Annotated in this window: 20 protein-coding genes; 10 read left to right on the forward strand and 10 right to left on the reverse strand. The window is 72.8% G+C overall.

The genetic code is table 11. The features are described from left to right. Nucleotides 1-86 precede the first annotated feature (86 nt). Nucleotides 87-1439, forward strand: coding sequence for an MFS transporter (locus AB0M29_RS23070; protein WP_365385405.1), 1353 nt, complete (start codon nucleotides 87-89; stop codon nucleotides 1437-1439). Here the strand turns inward: AB0M29_RS23070 and AB0M29_RS23075 are convergent. From AB0M29_RS23075 to AB0M29_RS23085, 3 genes are all read right to left on the reverse strand, one after another. Then, nucleotides 1379-2233 carry a fused MFS/spermidine synthase gene (locus AB0M29_RS23075; protein WP_365385408.1) on the reverse strand — a complete coding sequence of 285 codons (855 nt, stop codon included), beginning with the start codon at nucleotides 2231-2233 and terminating at the stop codon, nucleotides 1379-1381. The genes AB0M29_RS23070 and AB0M29_RS23075 overlap by 61 nt on opposite strands. Before the next feature lie 168 nt (nucleotides 2234-2401). Then, a complete protein-coding gene (gene tuf, locus AB0M29_RS23080; protein WP_365385411.1) occupies nucleotides 2402-3583 on the reverse strand; it encodes an elongation factor Tu in 1182 nt (393 codons plus the stop codon). A gap of 133 nt (nucleotides 3584-3716) precedes the next feature. Further along, nucleotides 3717-3857, reverse strand: coding sequence for a hypothetical protein (locus AB0M29_RS23085; RefSeq protein WP_365385413.1), 141 nt, complete (start codon nucleotides 3855-3857; stop codon nucleotides 3717-3719). Nucleotides 3858-4015: 158 nt separating this feature from the next. Between AB0M29_RS23085 and AB0M29_RS23090 the strand changes: the two genes are divergently transcribed. Then, nucleotides 4016-5239, forward strand: coding sequence for an MFS transporter (locus tag AB0M29_RS23090; RefSeq protein ID WP_365385416.1), 1224 nt, complete (start codon nucleotides 4016-4018; stop codon nucleotides 5237-5239). Between the two features lie 171 nt (nucleotides 5240-5410). Then, nucleotides 5411-6187: a TVP38/TMEM64 family protein gene (locus tag AB0M29_RS23095; RefSeq protein WP_365385418.1), complete on the forward strand. Its 777-nt coding sequence runs from the start codon at nucleotides 5411-5413 to the stop codon at nucleotides 6185-6187. Here AB0M29_RS23095 and AB0M29_RS23100 read toward each other — a convergent pair. Continuing rightward, nucleotides 6141-6755, reverse strand: coding sequence for a flavin reductase family protein (locus AB0M29_RS23100; RefSeq protein WP_365385421.1), 615 nt, complete (start codon nucleotides 6753-6755; stop codon nucleotides 6141-6143). The genes AB0M29_RS23095 and AB0M29_RS23100 overlap by 47 nt on opposite strands. Before the next feature lie 152 nt (nucleotides 6756-6907). Between AB0M29_RS23100 and AB0M29_RS23105 the strand changes: the two genes are divergently transcribed. Continuing rightward, nucleotides 6908-7561: a winged helix-turn-helix transcriptional regulator gene (locus tag AB0M29_RS23105; protein ID WP_365385424.1), complete on the forward strand. Its 654-nt coding sequence runs from the start codon at nucleotides 6908-6910 to the stop codon at nucleotides 7559-7561. Between the two features lie 18 nt (nucleotides 7562-7579). Further along, a complete protein-coding gene (locus AB0M29_RS23110; RefSeq protein ID WP_365385427.1) occupies nucleotides 7580-8365 on the forward strand; it encodes a methyltransferase domain-containing protein in 786 nt (261 codons plus the stop codon). Here AB0M29_RS23110 and AB0M29_RS23115 read toward each other — a convergent pair. Beyond that, complete coding sequence (locus tag AB0M29_RS23115) at nucleotides 8358-11279, reverse strand: AAA family ATPase (RefSeq protein ID WP_365385429.1); 2922 nt, start codon at nucleotides 11277-11279, stop codon at nucleotides 8358-8360. The genes AB0M29_RS23110 and AB0M29_RS23115 overlap by 8 nt on opposite strands. A 279-nt stretch (nucleotides 11280-11558) precedes the next feature. Between AB0M29_RS23115 and AB0M29_RS23120 the strand changes: the two genes are divergently transcribed. Next, entirely contained in the window at nucleotides 11559-12023 is a 465-nt protein-coding gene (locus AB0M29_RS23120; protein ID WP_365385432.1) for a recombinase family protein, read from the forward strand. Here AB0M29_RS23120 and AB0M29_RS23125 read toward each other — a convergent pair. Next, nucleotides 11927-13300, reverse strand: coding sequence for a tetratricopeptide repeat protein (locus AB0M29_RS23125; protein WP_365385653.1), 1374 nt, complete (start codon nucleotides 13298-13300; stop codon nucleotides 11927-11929). The genes AB0M29_RS23120 and AB0M29_RS23125 overlap by 97 nt on opposite strands. Nucleotides 13301-13500: 200 nt before the next feature. On the opposite strand from AB0M29_RS23125, the gene AB0M29_RS23130 reads away from it, so the two are divergent. Further along, entirely contained in the window at nucleotides 13501-14418 is a 918-nt protein-coding gene (locus AB0M29_RS23130; protein WP_365385435.1) for an EamA family transporter, read from the forward strand. A gap of 41 nt (nucleotides 14419-14459) precedes the next feature. On the opposite strand, the gene AB0M29_RS23135 is transcribed toward AB0M29_RS23130, so the two are convergent. Continuing rightward, entirely contained in the window at nucleotides 14460-16841 is a 2382-nt protein-coding gene (locus AB0M29_RS23135) for a discoidin domain-containing protein (RefSeq protein WP_365385438.1), read from the reverse strand. A 424-nt stretch (nucleotides 16842-17265) separates the two neighbouring features. Here AB0M29_RS23135 and AB0M29_RS23140 point away from each other — a divergent pair, with 424 nt between their 5' ends. From AB0M29_RS23140 to AB0M29_RS23150, 3 genes are all read left to right on the forward strand, one after another. After that, nucleotides 17266-18663: an alpha/beta fold hydrolase gene (locus AB0M29_RS23140; protein ID WP_365385441.1), complete on the forward strand. Its 1398-nt coding sequence runs from the start codon at nucleotides 17266-17268 to the stop codon at nucleotides 18661-18663. An 82-nt stretch (nucleotides 18664-18745) separates the two neighbouring features. After that, nucleotides 18746-19495 (forward strand): neprosin family prolyl endopeptidase, encoded by a 750-nt coding sequence (locus AB0M29_RS23145; protein ID WP_365385444.1) that lies wholly within the window; start codon nucleotides 18746-18748, stop codon nucleotides 19493-19495. Between the two features lie 236 nt (nucleotides 19496-19731). Beyond that, entirely contained in the window at nucleotides 19732-20592 is an 861-nt protein-coding gene (locus AB0M29_RS23150) for a neprosin family prolyl endopeptidase (protein ID WP_365385446.1), read from the forward strand. 104 nt (nucleotides 20593-20696) lie between these two features. Here the strand turns inward: AB0M29_RS23150 and AB0M29_RS23155 are convergent, their stop codons facing one another. The 3 genes from AB0M29_RS23155 to AB0M29_RS23165 are packed head-to-tail and all read right to left on the reverse strand — an operon-like array spanning nucleotide 20697 to nucleotide 23831. Continuing rightward, nucleotides 20697-21524, reverse strand: coding sequence for a carbohydrate ABC transporter permease (locus tag AB0M29_RS23155; protein ID WP_365385448.1), 828 nt, complete (start codon nucleotides 21522-21524; stop codon nucleotides 20697-20699). Continuing rightward, nucleotides 21521-22516 (reverse strand): sugar ABC transporter permease, encoded by a 996-nt coding sequence (locus AB0M29_RS23160; protein WP_365385451.1) that lies wholly within the window; start codon nucleotides 22514-22516, stop codon nucleotides 21521-21523. Before AB0M29_RS23160 ends, AB0M29_RS23155 begins: the two co-directional genes overlap by 4 nt. 1 nt (nucleotide 22517) lies before the next feature. Continuing rightward, complete coding sequence (locus AB0M29_RS23165; protein ID WP_365385453.1) at nucleotides 22518-23831, reverse strand: extracellular solute-binding protein; 1314 nt, start codon at nucleotides 23829-23831, stop codon at nucleotides 22518-22520. Nucleotides 23832-24023: the final 192 nt, after the last annotated feature.

The raw sequence follows: 24023 nt of genomic DNA on the forward strand, positions 1-24023 counted from the left end.
GCGGCGCGGACTCCGTGCCGCGGCCCGGCGCCGTACGCGCGGCAAACCGTTTGGCACGAGGCCAGGTGGGACGCCATAGTCCCGGGATGACCTCGAACGACGCGCGGCGTCACGACACTTCTCAGGACGCCGGGACGGGGCGTCGGCTGCCCGCGTGGGCGGGCCGGAACTTCCGGCTGCTCGTCACCGCGTCGTTCATCACCAACCTCGGTGGCTCCGGCGCCCTGATCGCCGCCGCCTACGCGGTCATCGACTCCGGCGGCAGCGCGACCGATGTCGGTGTCGTCGCCGCCGCGCGGACCGCGGCCATGGTGGTCTTCCTGCTGGTGGGCGGCGCGGTCGCGGACCGGCTGCCGCGCGAGCGGGTCATGGTGGCTTCCAACTGCGTCAACGCCCTCTCGCAGGCGGCCTTCGCGCTGCTGGTGCTGGCCGGGCATCCCACGCTGTGGCAGATGGCCGTCCTCACCGCCGCGGGCGGCGCCGCCCAAGCCTTCTTCTCGCCCGCCTCCGAGGGCCTGGTGCTCTCCACCGTCGACAGCGCCCACGCGAGCAAGGCGTTCTCCGTCTACCGGCTCGCCCAGAACGGCGCGAGCATCGGCGGCGCCGCGCTGGGCGGCGCGCTCATCGCGGCGTTCGGCCCCGGCTGGGTGCTCGCCGTGGACGCGCTCGGCTTCGCGGTCGCGGCGGGCCTGCGGGCCAGGATGAAGGTGGTGCGGGCCCCGCGGCCGCCGCGCGGCGACGGCCTTGTCGCCGAGCTGCGCGAGGGGTGGCGGGAGGTCGTCTCCCGGTCCTGGCTGTGGGGCATCGTGGTGCAGTTCGCCGTCGTCAACGCGGTGGTCGGCGCCGCCGAGGCGGTCTACGGCCCGCTGGTCGCCCGTGCGCATCTGGGCGGCGCCGGGCCGTGGGGCCTCGCGCTGGCCGCCTTCGGCGTCGGTACGGTCGTCGGCGGTATGCTGATGATCCGCTGGAAGCCGCGCCGCATGCTGCTGGTGGGCACCCTCGGCGTCTTCCCGATGGCGCTGCCGAGCGCGGCCCTGGCGCTGGCCTCGCCGGTCTGGCTGCTCTCCTTGTGCATGTTCGTCAGCGGCGTGGCCGTCGAGGTGTTCGCCGTCGGCTGGATGCTCGCCCTGCACCAGGAGATACCCGAGGAGATGATGTCGCGGGTCTCCGCGTACGACTGGCTCGGTTCCGTGGCGATGACGCCGATCGCGATGGCGCTCGCGGGTCCGGCGGCGAGCGCCTTCGGCCGTACCCAGGCGCTGTGGGGCTGTTCGGTGACCGTCGTCGTCCTCACCGCGGCGGTGCTGCTGCTGCCGGGCGTACGGCGTCTGGAGCGGGCCCACGGTGACGGTGAGGTGGTGGCGGCCGCCGAGGCCGCTCAGCCGACGGTGAAGGCGCCGTCCGGCGGTGCGGGCGAGGGCGTCGCCGAGCTGTCGTAGACCGGTGCGGCGCCGCGGACCAGCAGGTCCAGCGCGTCGCCGTGCACCACCCTGGCCGGGAAGGCGTCGGCCGCGCAGAGCCGCGCCAGCGCGTCGACCGGCAGCGGGCGGTCGGCGGCCACCAGCACCGCGTTGCCGTAGCGGCGGCCGCGCAGCACACCGGGCTCCGCGAGCAGGCAGAGGTCGGCGGCGTCGCCGAAGGCCGTCCGGATCGTGGCGAGTTGGGCGCGCAGGAAGGCGAAGGGGGCGGCGTCGGCGATGTTCGCCACGTAGACGCCGCCGGTACGCAGCACCCGGCGCGCGTCCCGGACGAACTCCACCGTCGTGAGCGGCGCGGGCACCCGGGAGCCGCCGAAGACGTCGGCGACGACCGCGTCCGCGCTTCCCTCCCCCGCCGCCGCCAGCCACTGCCGCGCGTCCGCGGTGTGCACCGCGACCGAGGGGTCGTCCAGCGGCAGATACTCGGCGACCAGCGCGACCAGGCCCCGGTCCGCCTCCACCACCCGCTGCCGCGACCCCGGCCGCGCCGCCGCCAGATACCGCGGCAGCGTGCACGCCCCACCGCCCAGGTGCACCACGTCCAGCGCCTCGCCCGCCCCGAACCCGGCCTCCAGCACATAAGCGATCCGCCGCACGTACTCGAACTCCAGATGCCCCGGATCATCGAGGTCCACATACGACTGCGGCGCCCCGTCCACCGTCAGCAACCACGCCCGCTCCCGGTCGACATCGGGCATCAGCTTGGCCACCCCGAAGTCCACCCCCCGCGTCACCGGCACGGCCTCGTCTCCCATGCCCTCATTCTCTCCCCGCCCGCCCACCCCTCATCGCACCGGGGGAACCCGGCCCCGCGGGGGCGCGGCGGCGGGCACGCCGACGGGCGCCACCCCAGCGAGCCACCGGCCGGAGCGTGCTGGGTGACCCGCGCGGCGCGTATGGTCACGCGCCGCGCGGGCTGGCCTTCAGGCGAGGGCTGTCACCGTGCCCGCGCCGACGGTGCGGCCGCCTTCGCGGATGGCGAAGCCGAGGCCGGGCTCCAGCGGGAGGGGGCGGCCGAGGTGGACGGTGATGTCGGCGGTGGCGCCCGGGAGGGCGATCGCGCCGGGGCCGCCGAAGTCGACGTCGCCGACGACGTCCGCGGTGCGGAGGTAGAACTGCGGCCGGTACCCGGTGGTGACCGGGGTGTGGCGGCCGCCGTCCGCCGCGGGCACCAGGAAGACGCGCGCGATGAAGCGGCGGTGCGGCGTCACACTGCCCGGCGCCGCGACGATGTCGCCGCGCCGCACCTGTGTGCGCTGCACCCCGCGCAGCAGCAGCGCGACGTTGTCGCCCGCCTGCGCGGACTCCATCGGCTTGCCGAACGTCTCCAGCCCGGTGACCACGCTGGCCAGCGCCGCCTCCCCCTCGCCGTACACCTCGACCTTGTCCCCGGGACGCACGGTCCCGCGCTCGACCGCCCCGGTCACGACGGTGCCGCGACCGGTGATGCTGAGCACGTTCTCCACCGACACCAGGAACGGCGCGCCGGTGTACCGCACCGGTACCGGCACCGCGGTGTCGACGGCGTCGAGCAGCTCGCCGATCGCCTCGGTCCACCGCGGGTCGCCGTCGAGCGCCCGCAGTCCGGAGACGCGGACGACCGGCAGCGTCGCCCCGGGGTAGCCGTGCGCGGTGAGCAGCTCACGTACCTCCAGCTCGACGAGGTCGATCAGCTCGGGGTCGCCCGCGTCGGCCTTGTTCAGCGCCACCACGATGTGCTCGACCCCGACCTGACGCGCCAGCAGCACGTGCTCGGCGGTCTGCGGCATCACGCCGTCGAGCGCCGAGACCACCAGGATCGCCCCGTCGAGCTGAGCCGCGCCCGTGATCATGTTCTTCACGTAGTCGGCGTGCCCGGGCATGTCGACGTGCGCGTAGTGCCGGGTCGCGGTCTCGTACTCGACGTGCGAGATGGTGATGGTGATGCCGCGGTCCGCCTCCTCCGGCGCCCGGTCGATCCGGTCGAACGGCACGAAGGTGCCGGTGCCGCGGTCGGCCAGGACCTTGGTGATGGCGGCGGTCAGCGTGGTCTTGCCGTGGTCGACATGGCCCATGGTGCCGATGTTGAGATGCGGCTTGGTACGGATGTACGCCTGCTTGGACATGACGGTCTACGTCGCTTCCTGTGACGATGCGGCCGCTGTCGCGTGGGACGCGGCGGCCGGCTGACGGGCCCGGACCCCGGGGAGTGACCGACCCTCCCCCTGCGGGGTCCGCCGGATGACTGTCCGGGGAGGGTCAGCGTCGTGCGCCGTCGAAGAAGGCGAGCCGTGCGGCCTGTGCGGCCGGTGCGCACCGCGCGTTCCGGGCAGCCTTCAGCGCGACCGCTGCTGCGGCGGCGTCTGCGAGGAAGGTCTGCGGGAACATGTCAGCGATCATGACGGCTCCGGGGCCCGTCCGTCGAACGGTTTTCGCCCGCCCGTCACACGCGGGAAATCCTCGGGATGCGAGAATGCGGTGAGTTTGTTTCGACGAGGAACTTACGCCCGCCTGGCCCGTACAGTCCGCACAGCCGCACCTACCCCAAGGAACCCTCCATGCCCCTGGCCATCCTCGCTCTCGCGGTGAGCGCCTTCGGTATCGGCACGACCGAGTTCGTGATGATGGGCCTGCTGCCCAACGTCGCGGGCGACCTGGGCACTTCGGTGCCCACCGCGGGCTACCTCGTCTCCGCCTACGCCCTCGGCGTCGTCCTCGGCGCCCCGCTGCTGACCGCCCTCGGCTCGCGTGTCCCGCGCAAGCGGATGCTTCTGCTGCTGATGGCCCTGTTCACCGTCGGGAACCTCGCCTCCGCCGTCGCCCCGGGCTACGACACGCTGCTGGCCGGACGGTTCCTGGCCGGGCTGCCGCACGGCGCGTTCTTCGGGGTGGGCGCGGTGGTCGCGGCGCGGCTGGTCGCGGAGGAGCGGCGGGCGCGGGCCGTCGCCGCGATGTTCCTCGGCCTGACCATCGCCAACATCGTCGGCGTACCGGCCGCCACCGCCCTCGGCCAGCACCTGGGCTGGCGCGCGACCTTCCTGGTGGTCTCCGTCATCGGGCTGCTCTCGCTGGCCGCGCTCGCCCTGCTCGTCCCGAGGCTCCCGCCCGAGGAGCACACCGGTGTGGGCCAGGAACTGCGCGCCCTGCGCGAGCCGCAGGTGCTGCTCGGCCTGCTCACCGCGGTGTTCGGCTTCGCGGGCGTCTTCGCCGTCTACAGCTATCTCGCCTCGATGATGACCGAGGTCACCGGCTTCTCCGACTCCTCGGTCACCGTGCTGCTCGCCCTGTTCGGCATCGGCATGACGCTGGGCGCGCTCGCGGCGGGCCCGCTCACCGACCGGGCGCTGCGGCCCACGCTGTACGGCTCGCTGGCCGCGCTCGCCGTCGCCCTGGTCGGCTTCCACTACGCGGCGGGCTCGAAGGTGGCGGCGCCGATCGCCGTCGTCGTCCTGGGCGCGGTCGGCTTCCTCACCACCACCCCGCTGCAGATGCTCGTGATGAACAAGGCGCGGCACGCGCCCACCCTCGCCTCCGCCTCCAACCACTCCGCCTTCAACCTCGCCAACGCGGGCGGCGCCTGGCTCGGTGGCGCGGCGATCTCCGCGGGCTGGGGCTGGACCTCCCCCGCCCTCGTCGGCGCGCTCCTGGCCGTCGTGGGCCTCGGCATCGCCGTCACGGCGGGCGTCCTCGACCGCCGGGCGTCCGGCGATCCCGCGCCCTCCGCGATCGTCGCGGGTGCCACCGCCGCGCCGCGCGACCAGCGGCGGGCGACCGCGGGATAGGCCGGGGTGGGTACGAGGGCGAGTCCGCGCGGCGTGGGGCGGGTGGGCGGAGAGCCGGAGGGTCCCGAGCCGCGACAGCCGACGGTGGTCGACCGTCGGACGTCGGACGTCGGCCGAGGAGTGCCCGGGCCGCCCCGAACGCCGAGCCCCCGGCTCGGTTAGGCTCCCTGGGTGCCCGCCCGCGTCCGCTCCCCGTACGGCCTCGCCGTCCGCTGCTCGCGTGCGCTGCTCTCGCCCTGGGCACGGTTCGCCCTGCTGGTCGCCGTACTCGCGGCGGCCGGGGCGGCGGTGCTCACCTGGCAGCCGCAGCGCCTCCTCACCCATGGACTGCACCCGCGGGCGTACGGCGCCACGGAGATCGTCGTCTTCGCGGTCGCGTACGGGCTGTGCACCGTCGCGTTCGTGCCACGCCCGCTGCTGAACGCCGCCGCGGGCGCGCTCTACGGCATCCACGCCGGACTGCCCGCCGCCATCGCCGGGACCGTGCTCGGCGCGGGAATCGCGTTCCTGCTGGGCCGCTTCCTCGGCCGCGACGCCCTCCGGCCGTTCCTGCGCGGCCGGTTGGCGCTCTCGCTCGACCACCAGCTCGGCAGGCACGGCTTCCGCAGCACCCTGGCTCTGCGGCTCTTCCCCGGTGTGCCGTTCGCCGCCGCCAACTATGTGGCGGCGATCTCCCGGGTCCGCCTGCTGCCCTTCCTCACCGCCACTGCGGTGGGCAGCGCCGCCAACACCGCCGCCTATGTCGTCGCGGGCAGCCGCGCCGCCTCCCCCACCTCACCGGTGTTCCTGCTCGCGCTCGGCTTCCTCGGCGTCACCGGCGTGGCGGCCGCCGCGGTGGCCCGCCGCGGCCGTGGCGGCGGCGCGGCGGTGGCCTCGGGCAGCGCCGAACCGGCGCCGGGCGTCAGCGGGTCGGACCGCCGTGCCAGTCCGCCAGCCGGATCCGCTTGATCTCCAGCACGTCGCCGATCGTGCCCCACTCGTCCTTGCCCAGCCGCGACAGCGGCCGCAGCTTGCTGATGTCCGGGTGCCCGTCCGTCATCACGGCCTCCGACACCGCGGCGTGCACCACCCGGCCGAACACCACCGTCGAGTCCCCCAGCCGTACGGTGCTGTGCAGCTCGCACTCCAGCGCGACGGGCGACGCGGCCACCCGCGGCGGCTTCACCCGCAGGCTCGGCTCCCGCGCGATCCCGACCTCGTCGAACTCGCTCACCGCCCGCGGAAAGTCCGTCGCCGTCGCGTTGATCTGCTCGAACAGATGCTCCGGCGCCAGGTTCACCACGAACTGCCCGGTGTCCTCCACGTTCCGCACCGAGTCCTTCCGCCGCACGGACGTGAACTGGACGATGGGCGGGCTCACACACGACACGGTGAAGAAGCTGTGCGGCGCCAGGTTGTCGGTCCCGGCCGCCGACGTCGTCGACACCCAGGCGATCGGCCGGGGCACGACCACCGAGGTCATGAGCTTGTAGAACACATTCCGGTCGGTCTGTCCCGGATCGATGTCAATGCGCATGGCGCCCAGTATCCACGCGCCACCCCACCCCCCCGACGCCGCACCTCCGCCACCGGTCGCACCCGCCTCCCGGACGATGACGTCAAATCACTCACTTGATTTTCTCAAGCACACGCTTGAGAAAATCAACCACCGATGCCTATGCTCGGACCATGAGGAGTTACCAGCAGTTCTGCTCGGTCGCCCGCGCCCTGGACGTCGTCGGGGACCGGTGGGTGCTGCTCATCGTCAGGGAGCTGATGGCGATGGGGCCGAGCCGGTACAGCGATCTGAAGCGGGGGCTGCCGGGGATCGCGACGAATCTGCTCGCCGAGCGGCTGAAGGTGATGGAGGCCGAGGGGCTGGTGGAGCGGTACGAGGCGCCGGCGCCGGTGGGGGCCGTGTTGTTCCGGCTGACGGAGAGCGGGCGGGAGCTGGAGGGGGTGCTGCTCGCGCTGACGCGGTGGGGGCTACGGCGGATGACGTCGGGGCCCGGGCCGCGGGACGCGGTGCAGCCGCAGTGGATGGCGTTGCTGGGCGGGCTGGAGCTGCCGGGCCGGCTGGCGCCGGGCGCCGAGGTCACCGTGGGGATCGAGTGCGGTGACGAGGCGATGCACGTGGTGCTGCGGCCCGACGGGTTCGAGATCCGCCGGGGCGCGGACGCGGACGCCGATGTGACGCTCAGCGGTCCGGCCCAGCTCGTCGGCGCCGTCCTGTCGGGGCTGCTCACTCCAGCCCAGGCGGCGGACGCCGGCCTGCGCATCACCGGTGCGCGGGCGTTGTTGCAGGAACTCGTGGACGCGGCGCCGCCCGGCGCGGCCGTCTGACCCGTGAGGAGCACAGTCATGACCTATGCGGAGACCGACATCGTCACCACCATCGAGCGGCTCGCGGGCACCGGAGTGTCGCAGATGCCCCCGGCGCAGTGGGACGGGATCGACCAGTACCACGTCGGCGGGCCCGCCGCGATCGAGCGCCTGATACCGCATCTGGCGCTCACGCCCGGGGCGACCGCGCTGGACGTCGGCTCGGGGCTCGGCGGCCCCGCGCGGCAGATCGCCCGGGCCACCGGGTGCAACGTGGTCGGCGTCGACATCACCCCCGCCTACGTGGAGGCGGCCCAGGTCCTCACCGACGCCGCGGGGCTGGCGGAGCAGACCCGGTTCTTCTGCGGTGACATCGGCGCCTTCGGCCACTCCGGGTTCGACGCCGCGTACACCGTCCACGTCCAGATGAACATCGCGGACAAGAAGGTGTTCTACGCCGAGATCGCCCGCCGTCTGCGGCCCGGGGCGCGGCTGGCGGTCTTCGAGGTCTGCCGGGGCGCGGGCGGCGAGGCCGCCCTGCCGCTGCCGTGGTCGCTCGACGGCACCGACAGCCATCTGGTCACCGGCGACGAGCTGCGCGACGCGATCGAGGCCGGCGGCTTCACCGCGCTGGAGTGGACCGACGAGAGCGCCTGGGCGCGGGAGTGGTTCGACGACCTCGGCCGCCGGCTCGCGTCAGGGCCCGCCCCCGCGACCCTCCCCGCGCTGCTCGCCGACGGCCCCACCCGCATGCTCAACTTCGCGATCGCCGTGGCCTCGGGCGCGGTGACCGTCCACCGGGGAGCGTTCACCGTCGCTACGTGAGCGGGCGGTTGCCGGGTCCCGGCGCCTCCGGCGGGCCCTGGGAGGCACGCTCCAGCGCGGTCCTGACCTCGCCCCGGGTGACACCGAGCTTGCCCAGGACGCGTGCGACATGGTGCTCGATGGTCCGCGGGGACAGGAAGAGTGCCTGGGCGATGTCCTGGTTGCTGAGGTCCTGGGCGAGGAGTTCGGCGACCTGCCGCTCCCGCGGGGACAGGTCCTGGCCGTAGCCGCGGCGGCCGCGCGAGGAGGGGCGGGCCAACCCCAGGTCCCGCAGGGCGTGTTCGCAGCGGGCCCGGTCGGAGGTCGCGCCGAGCCGGGTGAAGATCTCCACGCTGCGGGCCAGATGCGCGGCGGCCTTCGCCGGGTCGTCGTCGGCGGCGAGGGCGTGGCCGAGGCGTTCGTTGGCCAGCGCGGTGTTGTAGGGGCGGCCGATGTCGGCCCACATCCGCTGCGCCGCCTCGAAGTGCGCGGCGGCCGCGGCGCTGTCGGTGTCCCGGTCCAACAGGCCGCGGGCGAGCCGGAGTTCGGCCGCCGCGGCGGGTGAGTCGCAGCCGCGCAGCCCCTGCTCGGCGTCGTCGGCGAGCCGCCGCGCGGCGTCGCGGTCACCGGCGGCGAGCGCGGCCTCGACGGCGGCCGGCACCAGCCCAGTGGCGCGCGCCCACGCCCGGGCCCTGCGCAGCTCCGCCACCGCGGGGGCGGCCGTGGCCCAGGCCGGCGCGGGATCGCCCTGGGCGAGCTGGAGCGAGACGATCGCGGCGGCGGCCCGCAGCGAGGGCGTCACGGTGAACCCGGTCTCCCTGACCGCCGCGACGGTGCCGAAGTGCTCCAGCGCGCGGGCCCACTGACCGCGGGCCGTGTCCAGCCAGCCGAGCGCCATGTGCTGCTCCTCCTCCCCCATCTCCAGGTCGGGGAACTCCCTGCCGATGTCGCCGAAGCGCGCCTCCAGCCCGTTCCAGTCGCCCGCGAGCGAGGCGAGACGCAGCCTGTTGATCAGGACATAGCCCTCGGTCTTGGTGGCACGCGCGCGCCGGCTGACGTCCATTGCCTCGGTGAGCAGTTCCGCGGCCTTCCTGTCGTGGCCCAGCTCGATGGCGAGGTCGCCGACGTTGTACAGGGCCCGCATGCTGTGCCGCAGGACCTCCAGGTCCTCCGAGTGCCGGGGCAGGTCGTCCAGGAGCGTCCAGACCTCGGGGTTCCCCTCCCGGGCCAGCAGGGTGAGCCGGGCGGTACGGACGGCGGCGACGCCCGCCTCGCCGCAGCCGCCGTCCGCGACGGTGCGCTCGGCCCGCTCCAGCCACTCCCAGCCCTCGCCCTTCTCGTCGATGGCCAGCGCGACCATGGCCCGTACCGCCCGGGAGGGACGGGTGGCCAGTTCGTCGACGGCGCGCTCGATCTCCCGGAAGCCCGCCCGGTCGTACGCCTGGGTGACCAGCAGCAGGCCGAGGCCCAACCGGATCTCGCCCCGGTCGGCCACCGGCAGTCGCGGGTCGGTGAGGATCCGCCCCAGGACCCGGGTGCTGGCGGCGGCGTCGGCGAAGTCCAGGGAGATCTTGCCCAGCGCCAGCGCGGCCCGGCTGCGCAGGTCACCGGGCAGATGGTCCTGGTCGAGGATCTGGTGCAGCAGTGTGACGGCGGTGCCGGGGTCGTCGACCGCGATGGCCTCCTTGGCCGCGGCCTCCGCGGCCTTCAGCCACTCCTCCCGGTCCCCCAGCGCCAGCAGGTGGTGGGCGATGTGCACCCGCGGTGGCGGTGTCCGCTCGGTCAGCGCGTCGATCGCCCGGCGGTGCAGCCGACGGCGGCGCGGCCCGGGTATCCGCTCGTAGGCGACCTGCTGGGCCAGCACGTGCCGGAAGGCGTACTGGTCGGGCGCGGTCTCGCGCAGGGACACGGTCTGCAGCGCCTCGGTCAGCCCCCGGCTGCTCTGCTCGGCGTCCAGATCGGCCACCGCGGCGAGCACGGACTCGGCGGCGGGCCCGGCGAGCACCGCGGCGGCGTCCACGATCGCCGCGCCGTCCGGGGACAGTCCCGACAGGCGCTCGCTCACGGTCTCGCGCAGGGCCGTCGGTACGGCGGCCTGCTCCAGGTCGGAGGCGAGGGTGTCGGCGCCGGGCCGCTCCCCGTGGCGTTCCGCGAGGGTCAGCAGATCCTCCTCCGCCACCAGCGGAAGGCCCTCGCTGCGCCGGAAGAGCACCCTGACCAGCGAAGGGCTGCTGTCCTGCCCGAGCGCGGCCTCGGCGAGGTCGGCCACGTCCTGCTCCAGCAGCGGGCGCAGATGGATGGTGGCGCCGGAGGTCCTCGGCGGCCGGCGGTAGGCGGGGCCGAGGACATGGCTGCCCTGCGGCACGTCCTCCGCCCGGTAGGACAGCACCAGGCTGAGCGTCGGCGGCAGGTCCCGCGCGAGCAGGAGCAGCAGTTCCCTGGTGGCGACGTCCACCCAGTGCAGGTCGTCGATGATCAGCACCGAGGGGCCGACGGCCGCCAGCAGGGACCGTATCGCCGCCACCCGCAGCTCCCGCTCGGCCGGGCCGTCCTCGGTGTGCGGCAGCGGGGGCGGCAGCCGGTCCGCGAGGTCCGGCAGCAGGGGTGCCAGCGCCCCGACGGCCCTGGGCAGCCGGGCCACGGGCGGCAGCCACGCCTCCGCCCCGCGCAGCGCGTCGACGACCGGGCCGAAGGGCACCGGCTCGCGCAAGGGGTGGCACAGGCCCTGCAGCACCGGCCAGTCGTCGGCGGCCAGCGCGCTCGCGGCCTCCTGGAGCAGCCGGGTCTTCCCGATCCCCGCCTCGCCCTCGATCAAGACCACCGCGGGCTGGTGGCGCACCGCGTCCAGGACACGCGCCAGCTCCCGGCGCCTGCCGACGAAGCTGAAGCCCGCGCCGGTCGCCGCGGCCTGCTGCCCCCCTGGGTCGTACGTCACGCGCTCACCTGCCACGTCGTCCCGGCTGCGGCCCGGAACAGCTCCGGTGGTGGTCCCCTCCTCAGTCTCGTCGGGCCCCAAACGGCACACAACACGAGAGGCCCGCTGGACCGGCCACGGCCGCCCGCTGACACCGGATTGTGGTGAGTACCCAGTATTCGGCCCAGGAATAGGTGCCCGGTACGTATTGATGCGGTACGCCCCGCGGGGTCTCATGGAGGCCAGGACACCCCGCACGGGGACCGCCCCCGTGCCCGCTCGTTCCGACGGATGTGCTCTATGACCACCACCGGCCGCGGCACCGACCAGCCGATAGCCCGCACAGCGGCCTATCTGCGCTGCTTCCCGTACGACGATCTCGGTACGGGGCCGCACCACAACGCGGTGCTCGCCTACGCCCAGAACCTCTCGCTGCCGGCTCCGGCGATCTACTTCGACAACGGGAGGCTGTCGTCGGGGCCGCTGCCGGAGCTGTCACGGCTGCTGTGCGCGGTGGCTGTCGGGCACTACGACACGGTCCTCGTCCCCGGGCCCTTCGTCCTGTCCCTGGACGACCGCAAGGCGCAGGCGGTCGTGCGGGAGTTCTCCGCCCTCGGCTGCCGGGTGATCGAGGTGCCGTCGCTGAGTGCCCGCGCGGGCACCCTTCGTCAGGTCGCGTCCGGGCCCAGGGTCCGCAGCGGCGGGGTGGCGGGGACCGGGCCGAGGGTGACCGTGCCCGGCCGCGCGAGCCGGGTCAAGCCGTGACGGTAGACGGTGATCGCCTCCTCGGTACGGCCCTGGGCGTGGAGCAGGTCGCCCAGCAGGCGTGAGGTGTCGGCGAGGTCGCCGGTGACGTCGGCCTCCTCCTGCAGGGGGATCGCGGCCCGGTAGTGGCGCTCGGCCTCCGCCGTCTCGCCCCGCTCCTCGTGGATCAGGCCGAGCAGCCGGTGGGCGGCCGCGGCGTGCACGGCGCCCCGGCCGGGTCCGAGCCCCTCCAGCAGGCCGCGCAGCAGCTGCTCGGCGTCGGTGTCGTGACCGCGACGGCGGCGTACGTCGGCGAGTTCGACCTCGACCTGCGCCGCGTAGAAGGTGCCACCGGTCTCCCGCAGCATCTCGCGGGCCGTGTGCAGTTCCTCCTCCGCCTCGGCGAGCCGGTCGTGCTGGGCGTGGAGATAGCCGCGCATCCAGTGGCACAGGGCGAGTTCCGAGCGGATCTCACGGCGCTGGTACAGCTCCTGGGCCTTGACCAGATAGGTCTCGGCGTCGTCGTGGCGGCCGCGGGCGACCAGGGTGCGGGCGACGGAGCGGTGCAGTCCGGCGACGGCGACGGGGTCCTTGACCTGGGGAGCGAGATCGAGGGCGAGCCCGGCGGCCTTGGTGGCGCGTTCGTAGGCTCCGAGGTCCATGTACGGGGTGATGACGGTGGCGTACATCAGCATCAGCGCCTCGGGGTCCGGCAGCCCCTCGGCGTTGAGTTCGTTGATGGTCCGCTCCAGCAGGTAGCAGGCGTAGCGGACGTCGCCCTCCAGCTGGTGGGCGGTGGCCAGCCCGCGCACCGCGTGCACCCGTGACGGGAGCGGCTCGTCCGCCAAGAGGGCGTCGGCCCGCTCGAACTGCTCGCGCCCTGCGGCCAACGCGCCGCGGCGCAGCAGGCAGTGCCCGAGCGGGACCCGCAACCGCGCTTCGAGGTCGCGCAGTTGATGCGCTTCGGCGCGCTCGATGAGGCCGGTCAGCAGGGGTTCCGCGGCGCCGCTCGACCCGCTGTCCATCAGTTCGCTTGCCTGTGCCAGGCCCTCGCGCAGTTCGGCCCGCAGCCCTACGGGGACGCCGGTCGCCAACTGCTCGTAGGTGGTGGCGAGTTTGCCCGCGAAGTAGCGCAGCGCCGTCTCGGACGCCCTGACCTTGCCGGATTCCACGGTGGAGACATACGCGGCGGTGTACTTGGGCTCGGCCAGCTGGCGCTGGGTGAGCCCGAGACCGGTCCGCAGCGACTGGACGCGCTCCCCGATCTCCCTCGCGTCGTCCGTACCACCGATCGGCATGCGCACCTTCCAGTCGTCGCGCGGGCGGATGGTCCGGCCCAAGTCCTATCACGCCCTCCGGTGCGGGCCGTCTCCGGACGCGTCGCGTGACTTAAGATCAAAGATAACTCAACTTACATCACTGTTTACATCCACCTCGCTGGGCCCGCGACCCGGGAAAACCATGTGCCGTGCGGCGCCCGATGGTCGAGAATCCGGCCGTGGCCCCCTCGAACGCCGACACGGCTCGGCGCACCCCGTCCCGCCGGTCCGCGCTGACGGCGCTCGGCGGGCGGACGTCCGGCGCGGTGCCGCCGACGGTGCTGGTGCTGCTGGGCATCGTGAGTGTGCAGCTGGGCTCGGCGCTGGCCACGCACCTTTTCGACGCGGTCGGCAGTTTCGGGACCGTCGCGCTGCGGCTGTTCTTCGCGGCGGCTGTGCTGTTGCTGTGGTGGCGGCCGTCGCCGCGCACGGACCTCCGTACGTGGACGGTGGTGCTCGGCTACGGCGTGGTCCTCGGCACGATGAATCTCTGCTTCTACCAGGCGCTGTCGCGCCTCCCGCTGGGGATCGCGGTGACCGTCGAGTTCCTCGGGCCGCTCGGGGTGGCACTGGCCGGGTCGCGGCGCTGGCTCGACGCCTTCTGGGCGGTGCTCGCCGCGGGTGGCGTGGTCCTGCTGATGGAGGGACGCGGCGATCTCGTCACCGTCGGCTTCCTCTTCGCGCTCGCCGCGGGGACCTGCTGGGGCCTGTACATCCTCGTCGGCGCGGCGCTCGGGCGACACACCACGGAAGGCGACGGCCTGGCCCTCGGCATGGCCGTCGCGGCCCTGGTGGCCGTGCCGTTCGGCGTGGCCGACAGCGGCACGGCCCTGCTGCGTCCCTGGGTCCTGCTCGCCGGACTCGGCGTGGCGCTGCTGTCGTCGGTGATCCCGTACTCGCTGGACCTGGCGGCCCTGCGCCGAATCCCCCCGCGCGTCTTCGGCATCCTGATGAGTCTGGAGCCGGCGATGGCCGCCCTCATCGGCCTCGTCGTGCTCCAGCAGTCCCTGCGCTGGACCCAGTGGATCGCGGTGCTCTGCGTGGTGGCCGCCTCGGCGGGCGCCACCCGCGGCGCCCGCCCCTCGGACGCGGACTGACTCCCGTCGCGCCGGAGACGGCCTGACTTCCGTCGCCTCGGTCAGCGCACCTCGAAGGCGTAGAGCGAGTACCCGTACGTGCTGCCGCGGGTGATGCCGTGCATCCGTACGTAGCGGGCGGTCGTGGGCGGGAAGGTGAGGGTGTCGGCGCCGGACCCGGTGCGGCCGCGGCGGGAGGCGACCGTGGTCCAGGTGGCGCCGTCCGGGCTCGTCTGGATGTCGTAGTCCTTGCCGTAGGCCGCCTCCCAGGTGAGGCGGGCGCTGCCGTACGCGGTACGGGAGGTGCCGAGGTCCACCGCGAGCCACTGGTCGTCGGTGTACGCGCTGGACCAACGGGTGGATGGCAGGCCGTCGGTGGCGAAGGAGGCGGGGAAGGCGGAGGTCTCGGTGGAGGACGCGGTGGTGGTCTTCCGGAGGGCCTGGTCGGCGGGGGCGCGCAGTTCGAAGGCGTAGAGCGAGTACCCGTACGTGCTGCCGCGGGTGATGCCGTGCATGCGGACGTACCGGGCGGTGACGGGTGCGGTGAAGGCCAGGTCGTCGATGCCGGGTCCTGACAGGCCGCGGCGGGAGGCGGCCGTGGTCCAGGTGGCGCCGTCCGGGCTGGTCTGGATGTCGTAGTCCTTGCCGTAGGCCGCCTCCCAGGAGAGCCGGGCCCGCCCGAGGTACTGGGGCGAGCCCAGGTCGACCGCCAGCCACTGGTCGTTGGTGTAGGCGCTGGACCAGCGGGTCGAGGGGTTGCCGTCGGTGGCGTACGAGGCCGGGAAGGCGGAGGTCTCGGTGGAGGACGCGGTGGTGGTCCTGCCTTGGGCGAGGTCGGGGTCCGCGGGGGCGAGCAGCGGGTTGGGCAGGTAGGAGGTGCCGGGGCCCTGGCCGACCGCCCCGGCCGCGCCGAGGAAGACGCCCGTGTCGCTGCCCGCCTTGGTGCCGGACCAGCTCTTGGTGGAGCAGGCCGCCAGGTACTTGCCGACCAGGCCGTGCACGTCCAACTCGGTGTAGGTGGCGTGCACGAGGTCGTTCCAGACGGCGGGCATGGCCCCGAGCAGCCCCGGTTGCTGCGGGGTCAGCGACTCGCTGCCCGCGAAGACGTGCGGCTCCCAGTCGGCCAGGATCGCGGCCGGGTCCAGGCCGTTGGGGTGGTAGTAGGTCGCGAACGGCACCACGTACAGATACGCGTCGTTGGTGTTGATCACCTGGTAGCCGTCCGCCAGCGCCTCCTTGGGGCCGTACCAGCCGTTGTTCCAGCTCTCGACGACGATGTCGCGGTCGTAGCCCGCGGCCGAGCCGGACTCGCTGGTGATGCTGCCCCACATGGCGGGCTTCTTGCCCAGGGTGCGGATGTGGGCCGCGATGGCGTTGACGTACGCCTGGTACTGGGCGGCCGGGCCGTTGTACTCGTCGGCGCCCATGTGGAGGGTCGGCCCGCGGAACCACGGGGCGAACTCGGTGAAGACCGTCTTCATGAACGCCGTCGCGTCCGGGTTGGACAGGTCCAGATGGTCGGACTTGCCGCCGTTCTGGCCGATGGACGGCTTGAAGGCGGTGAACGCCCGGGCGTGGGCGGGCGCGTCGAACTCCGGGATGAGGGTGAGGGCGTTGGCCGCCGCGGCGTCCTCCAGCGCGTCCCAGTCGGCGCGGGTGTACGCGCCGTCGGCGGCGGCGAGCCCGGCGAAGGCGGGGTTGTCGGTCTTCAGCCGGAACGCCTGGTAGGCGGTCGACCAGTCCGACGGGCCGATCTCGTTGTCGTTCAGGTGCAGATGGAAGGTGTTGAGCTTCAGCCACCCCATCCAGTGGATGTACGCGGTGAGGAACTTCGGGGTGAAGTAGCGGCGGCTGGCGTCCAGCATGAAGCCGCGCACCGCGTAGTTGGGGTAGTCGGTCGCGGTGCCCCGCGGCAGCGTTGCCCGGTCGGAGGCGGCCAGCAGCGCCTGCAGCAGGCTGCGGGTCCCGTAGTACGCGCCCGCCTCGGCTCCCGCGGTGATCTGCACGCGGTCGCTGATCGCCAGCCGGTACGCCTCGCCCTTGAGCGCGGCCAGGGCGCCGCCGTACGAGCCGTTCGGGTCCACGGCCAGGGCGATGTCCCCCGCGCCGGCCGTGCCCGTGGCGGCCGTCAGCGTCCAGCCGAGCACCTCGCGTGCGTCCGCGACCAGTTGCGCGGCGATCTGCGTCAGGCGGGCGGACGCCCCCGCGGGGGTGACGACCCGCGCCGTGCCGCCGAGCGTGAGCGTGCCCGTGCCACCGGCCCATTCCTGGATGGCCGGGACGACTCCGAGCGGCGAGGGGCCCAGCGCGGCTGCCGCTGATGTCGCTGCGGCGGCGCGTGCTCGGGCGGGGTCGGCGAGGGCGGCGGCGGCCGCGACGGCGATGGCTCCGGCGAGCAGCGAACGGCGGCTGAGGCCGGGAGCGGGCACGCCAGAAGATGGCATGGTCATGACTACCTCGCAGAGATGAAGGAGCAGCGGTGGGGGCGCACGCACATGGGGGGACAAGCGAGTTGCGGGCTATCAACCCACCCCCGGGGACCGGTGTCAAGACTCGGGCAAATGGCACACAGGTCTATACCTATCTAGCGGAAGACGGTGAACCCGCAGGTCGGAGCGGGTAGTTGGACACGCGAGGCGTACGAAAAATAATTCTGGTCACCGAACAAATGGCGAACACCGGCCGTCCGCACACCCATCGGGCGACTCCTCCGGGCCGGACGACCGTGACGGAAAAAATCCCGGGCAACCCACCGGTAGCCCTTGCGGGGCCGACTCGCGGCCCCTAACTTAACTCGACATGTAAGTGAAGTTACTTCCTCACTTACGTGACTGACTCCGTGCTGGCCCTGGTGATGTGAGGCGGCGTATGTCCCAACCGCAGCAAGCCGTACCGCCCCCGGCGGGGACCCGGTTCCGCGCGGACCGCATCGACGGACCCGACCGCGCCGGGCAGGCGACCGCCTACCGGCAGGCCGGGCTCCGGCTGGCCGACCATGTCTTCACGGTGCCGCTGGACCACCACCGCCCCGACGGCGAGCAGATCGAGGTCTTCGCCCGCGAGGTCACCGCCCCCGGTCCCACCGCCGCCGAACGCCCCTGGCTGCTCTACCTCGAAGGCGGCCCCGGCCACCCGGCTCCCCGTCCGACGGACTCCCAGCTGGAGGGCGGCTGGCTCGCCCGCGCCGCACACGACTACCGCGTGCTGCTGCTGGACCAGCGCGGCACCGGGCGTTCCACCCCGCTGAACCGGCAGACCCTCCCGCTGGTCGGCACCCCTCGCCACCAGGCGGAGCGCCTGCCCTTCTACCGGGCCGACTCCATCGTCCGCGACGCCGAGCTGATCCGCCGTCAACTGACCGGCGGCAGGCCGTGGAGCGTGCTCGGGCAGAGCTTCGGCGGGTTCTGCGCCGTCACGTATCTCTCGCTGGCGCCGGAAGGGCTGAGCGAGGTGTTCCTCGCGGGCGGTCTGCCGGGTCTGGACGCGGACGCCGAGGCCGTCTACCGCGCCGCCTATCCGCGGATGGAACGCAAGAACACCGCGTACTACGCCCGTTACCCCGAGGACGAGGAGCAGGCCAGGGCCATCGGCCGATACCTCTGGGAGCACAAGGTCGTCCTGCCCGGCGGCATCCTGCTCACCGTCGAGGCGTTCCAGAGCCTGGGCATCCTGCTGGGGACCGCCGACGGCGCGGCGCGTCTGCACTACCTCATGGAAGGCGCACTGCTGTCCGGCTGCCGGGGACCGGAGTTGTCCGACGCCTTCCAGCACCAGGCGCAGTCGCTGCTGTCGTTCGCGGCCCGGCCGCTGTACGCGGTGCTGCACGAGTCCGCCTACGCCCAGGACGAGCGGCCGACCGCATGGGCCGCCGAACGCGTCCGCGCCCGGTTCCCGCAGTTCGACGCCGGCGCCGCGCTCGCGTCACCGCACGCCCGGCTGCTGTTCACCGGCGAGACCATCCACCCCTGGCACTTCCATGTCGACCCCGCGCTGCGGCCGCTGCACGACACCGCGCATCTGCTGGCCGAGGACGCGTCGTGGACCCCGCTGTACGACAAGGCGGTGCTGGCCGCCAACGAGGTGCCCACCCGCGCAGTCGTCTACCAGGACGACCTGTACGTCGACGCCGGTGACTCGCTGCGGACCGCGGCGGCCATCCGCGGCGCCCGCACCGTGGTGACCGGCGAACACGAGCACGACGGGCTGGCGGCGAGCGGCACCGCCGTACTGGACCTGCTGCTCGCCCCCGACCGCGCCGACGGCTGACACCCAGCCGTCCTCCACCCCCCACCACTCCCGGTGCCTCCCGCCCGGGCAGCTCCCCCCACACGCACAGAAAGGCCCCACCGTGTCCAGGAGACGCATACTCACCGCGCTCAGCGCGGCACCGGCGCTGGCACTGGCGCTGCTGCTCCCCGCGCAGAGCGCCCACGCCACCACCTGCTGGTACGGCTCGTGCTTCAGTTATGTCTCGGGCCAGCAGGAAGTCAGCGCCACCGGCGCGAGCGTGACCATGACGCAGGCCACCCCCCAGGTCACCGGTGGCCACAGCCTGCAGGAACTCGCCCTGCGCACCGACGACCGCAGCGCCATCGTCGAAGTCGGCTGGACGGTCGACCCGGCCGTCAACGGCGACTACCAGCCGCATCTGTTCGTCTACCACTGGGTCGACAACCAGACGTCCTGCTACAACGGCTGCGGATTCGTGCCGGCCTCCAGCAGCGTCCGGGCCGGGATGACGGTGCGCTCCGGCACCTCGGCGACCTTCACCATCGCCAACTACGGCGGCGACTGGTGGGTCTACTACAACAACCAGGCGTTCGGGTACTTCCCCGGCTCGCTGTGGAGCGGGCGGTTCACCGCCGCGCAGAACGTCAGCGCCTTCGGTGAGGTGGCCGACTCCGGCCAGACGAGCTGCGACGACATGGGCAACGGGCAGTACGGCAGCGGCTCCGGCGCCTCCGCCATCTCCGGCTACCAGGTCTACGGGGCCAGTGCCGCCCCGTACCTGTCCGTCTCCGCGACCGATCCCGGCCGCTACAACTCCGGCCATGTGACCGCCACTTCCTTCACCCTCGGCGGTCCCGGGGCCTGCTGACCGGCGCGCCACCCGACCGGGTGCGGCTGCGGAGGCCCCTCCCTCCCGTCCCAGCAGCCGCACCCCCGCACGTTCGTGACGGACCGTCATCCCGCATCCGCGCGCCGGCCGGACGGCTCCGCCCCGAACGCCCAGGCCACAAGCCGACATCCCAGGTGGCGTGCGTCGACCACGCACGCCACCGCTTCCCGCCCCCCACGAACCACCGTGACCCCTCTCCCGCTTTGGAGCCCGCAATGTTCAGACGCACCGCCCTCGCCGCCGGCATCGCCGCCGCCGCCCTGGCCACGCTGCCCGGCCCGTTGGCGCACGCCGCCGCGCCGTCGACCGCCACCAGCCCCACCGGCGCCGCGTCCGCCGCCAGCGCGCCGACGGTCCCGCCCGCCGCGGGGGCCACGGCCCCGACCGGCCCGACCTGCTGGTTCGGCGCCTGCTACGACTACGTCTACGGCCGCCAGACCACGGACACCGCCGGCGCCTCCGTCCGTATGGAGATCGCCGCCCCCGAGGTCAACCCGGCGCAGACCGGTGAGCACTCCCTCCAGGAACTCGCCCTGCAGGACACCGCGCGCGTGTCCACCGTCGAGGTCGGCTGGACCGTCGACCCCGAGCTGAACGGTGACGCCAAACCGCACCTGTTCGTCTACCACTGGGTCAACGGCCAGGAGTCCTGCTACAACGGCTGCGGCTTCGTACCGGTCTCCACCAAGGTCACCGCCGGGATGGCCCTGCGCCCGGGCCGGGCAGCGGACTTCGCCATCCGCAACATCGGCGGCGACTGGTGGATCTCCTACGACCACCACGACGTCGGCTACTTCCCCGGCGCGCTGTGGAACGGCACCTACAACCGCGCCCAGGTCGTCACCGCCTTCGGCGAGGTCGCCGCCAACACCGACGACGACCCCTCCTGCACCGACATGGGCAACGGCCACCCCGGCGACTCCCCGCGCGCCTCCTGGATAGCCGACTACCGCCTCCTCAAGGCCAAGGACCGCCCCGCCTTCACGGTCACCGCCAGCAGCCCCCAGCTCTACTCCTACGGCACCCCCCGCCCCACGTCCTTCCGCCTCGGCGGCCGGGGCACCGGCCCCTGCTGACGCCTCCACGGGCCCTCGTAGGCGACCCCACACTCGCCTACGAGGGCCCTGGGGCGGCCACCACGACCGGCGCTGCGTGACCGGCCCGGTGGCAGCAGGGGTGGTCAGCCCTTGGTCGCTCCCCCCGTCAGGCCCTTGATGAAGTGCTTCTGGAGGGCGAGGTAGAAGGCGAGGACGGGGAGGGTGGCCAGGAACATCAGGGCGAAGACGGAGCCGAAGTCGGTCTGGTACTGGCCGATCGAGCGGTAGACGCCGGTGGTGACGGTGGTGCCGCGCCCGGGGCCGAGGATGACCAGCGGGTCGATGAAGTCGTTCCAGATCCAGACGCCGAGGAAGATCATGACGCTGGCGCTGGCGGGCCGCAGCAGGGGGAACACGACACGCCAGAAGATCTGGAGACGGCTGGCCCCGTCGACCCGGGCGGCTTCCTCCAGTTCGACGGGGATGGTGCGGACGAAGCCGATGAAGACAAAGACGCCGAAGGGCACGTAGTAGCCGACGTTGAACAGCACCAGGCCCTGGATGGTCGCCATCAGATGGGCGGCCTTGAGGACGTCGGTCACCGGGATGAGGATCACCTGGGGCGGGATCATCAGGCCGGTGAGCAGCACGAGGGTGAGCGCCCTGGCCCAACCGCTCGCGTTGCGCGCCAGATAGTGGCCGAGCATCGCGGACAGCACGGTGAGCGCCACCACGGAGACGCTGGTGATGAGGACGCTGTTGGTGAGGCTGACCCAGAACAGGTGGTCCGGCCGGGACAGCACCGCCCGCACGTTGGCCAGGGTGGGAGGCCAGGGCAGCGCGGCCGGGTGCCCGGAGATCCGGCCGCTCTTCTTGAAGACGTTGGCCAGCACCAGATACAGCGGCACGAAGAACAGGGCGCTGACGGCCAGCGCCACCACGGGCCGCAGCCAGGGCGTCCGCCGGTTCACAGGTCGATCTCCCTCGCTCGCAGGATCCGCAGGGCGACCGCCGTGGCGAGGCAGACGATCGCGAGCATCACGACGGCCATGGCGGAGGCGTAGCCGACGTGGTTGGAGTCGAAGCCGGTGGCCAGCACGTCGAAGGCGATGGTGGCGGTGGTTCCGGCCCCGGGGCCGCCGTTGGTGATCACCTTGATGTAGTCGTACGTCTTGAACGCCGAGATCAGCAGCACGACGGTGTTGATGGTCACCGCGGGCGCGAGAAGCGGCCAGGTCACCGCGCGGAACCGGCCGAAGGCGCTCGCACCGTCGATGGCGGCGGCCTCGTGCAGTTCGACCGGCACACTCTGCAGACCGGCCAGATAGACCACTACGCAGAAGCCGAGCATCTGCCAGGAGATGATCGAGGCCACCGAGTACAGCGCCACATCGGGGTCGGACAGCCACGCCGGGGGGTGGTGGACGCCGAGTCCCCGCAGCGCCTGGTTGAGCGGCCCGTCCACGTCGAGGAGCCGGGTCCAGATGACGCTGACGACGACCGAGCTGAGGATCATCGGCGTGAAGAACACGCTGCGCATCGCGTGGTAGAACCGGCCACGCCTGTCGAGCAGCAACGCGACCAGCAGACCGAGGACGTTGGGGACGATGACCACGATCACGGTTAAAGTCACGGTCACCCGTAGCGCGGTGTGGAACTGCTGGTCGTGCAGCAGCATGCGGTAGTTGCGCAGGCCCACCCAACGGCGCGGTGGATTGAAGGGGTTGGCGTTGGTCAGGCTGTAGTAGACGCTCAGTCCGATCGGCACCAGGACGAACCAGGCGTAGACGAGGACGCCAGGGGCGCCGAACACCCCGAAGTGCGCCAGCCCCGACCGGATGGCGGCCGCCCGGCGTCCGGGCGGGGAGGGAGCCCGGACGCCGGACGGCCGGGTCGGTTCCGGATCGCCGTGGGTCACGTCGGCGGCGGCCGGGCCGTCGGCGGTCCGCGGGTGCGAGGTCATGTCAGCTCGCCGCCTTGGCCCATTCGCCGTCCAGGTACGCCGCCGCCTGCGCGGGGGTCTTGCGCCCGGTGATCAGGTCCTGGGCGGCGGCGTCGACCTTGTCGGCCATGCCCGGCAGCAGGCCGTCGTCGGCGGTCTCCCAGCGGAAGGCGTGTACGACGGCGTTCTTCCCCACGGCCTGCTGGTAGAGGTCGTAGCCCGCCTTGAAGACCGGCCCGGTGTCGGCGGGCGGGGTGTAGCCCTTGATGGCCGGTATCAGACCGTCGGCCTTCACCGACGCGTCGAGCTGGGTCTTGTCGAGCTGGAAGGCCAGGGCGAACCGCTTGGCCGCGTCGAGGTTCCCGGCCTTGGCGCTGACCAGGATGCCACCGCCGGTGTACGCGGGGACGATCAGACGGCCGTCGGCGGCGGGGAAGTTGAAGACCCCGATGTCCTGGCGGTGCTTGGAGTCGGCGCTCGCGGCGAACCAGTTGCCCATCGGGTACATCGCGCCCTTCCCGTCGAGGAACGCCTGCTCGGTGCCGGCGTAGTCACGGGAGACGTCGGACTTGGCGAGGTACCCCTTGTCGGCCAGGTCGGCGAACTTGGCCAGCGCCGCGGTGAAATCCGGGTCGGCGAACTTCACCGTGCCCGCACGGCGCCGCGTCATCCAGTCCGGGGTCCTGCCGTAGACGTCGACGCTGACGATGCCGGAGAGGATCATGGAGGAGGCGAAGCCGTCCTTGCCGCCACCGATCACGAACGGCGTGTGGCCCGTGGCCTTCAACTTCGCGCAGGCGCTGAGGAGTTCGGCCCAGGTGGTCGGGGTGGCACTGATCCCCGCCGCGGTGAACACCGTCTTGCTGTAGTAGACCGGCGGGATGGTCTGGGTGTTGGCCGGGAGCTGGTAGTACTTGCCGCGGATCGGGTTGGCCGTGGGGAAGACGAAGTCCTTCAGCTCCGTCGGCGTCCACGCGTACAGATCCCCGGCCTCGGCGAACCCGGCCGGTGTGACCCCGACCATGACGTCGGGGAACTGCCCGGACTGCAGCAGCTGCTTGGCGTAGTCGGTGCGGCCATCGGCGGTCGGCGCGATCAGCTTCTTCACCTTGATGTCCGGGTACCTGGCGGTGACGCGCTTGATCGCCGCGTCCCAGTAGGCCGCCGTGAGGTTGGGCGTCTCGAACGTCAGGAAGCTGATCGTCTTCGTGCCCGGCTTGCCGGAGCCGTTCGACGAGCCGTCGCCCGTGTCGGTGGTGGAGCAGCCGGCCACCGCGGGGCCGGCGACGAGGGCCACGGCGCCGGCGAGCATGGACCGTCTGGTGAGCGATGTCATGAGCGGAGTCCTTCCGAACGCCCTATGAACGCGCGTACATCTGAAATGCGACGGTGACGCTACGCTGAGCGGGCAGTGCCGTCAACGGTCCTGTACACAAAGGCAGGTCGCGTTGACGGCAGTCGATGGGCCGTCTCATACTGAAGCGGGGGAAGCGTGCACACGCGTTCATAGGACACTGAACACCGGTCA

The organism is Streptomyces sp. NPDC051976 (genome assembly GCF_040680795.1).
Lineage (GTDB): Bacteria > Actinomycetota > Actinomycetes > Streptomycetales > Streptomycetaceae > Actinacidiphila.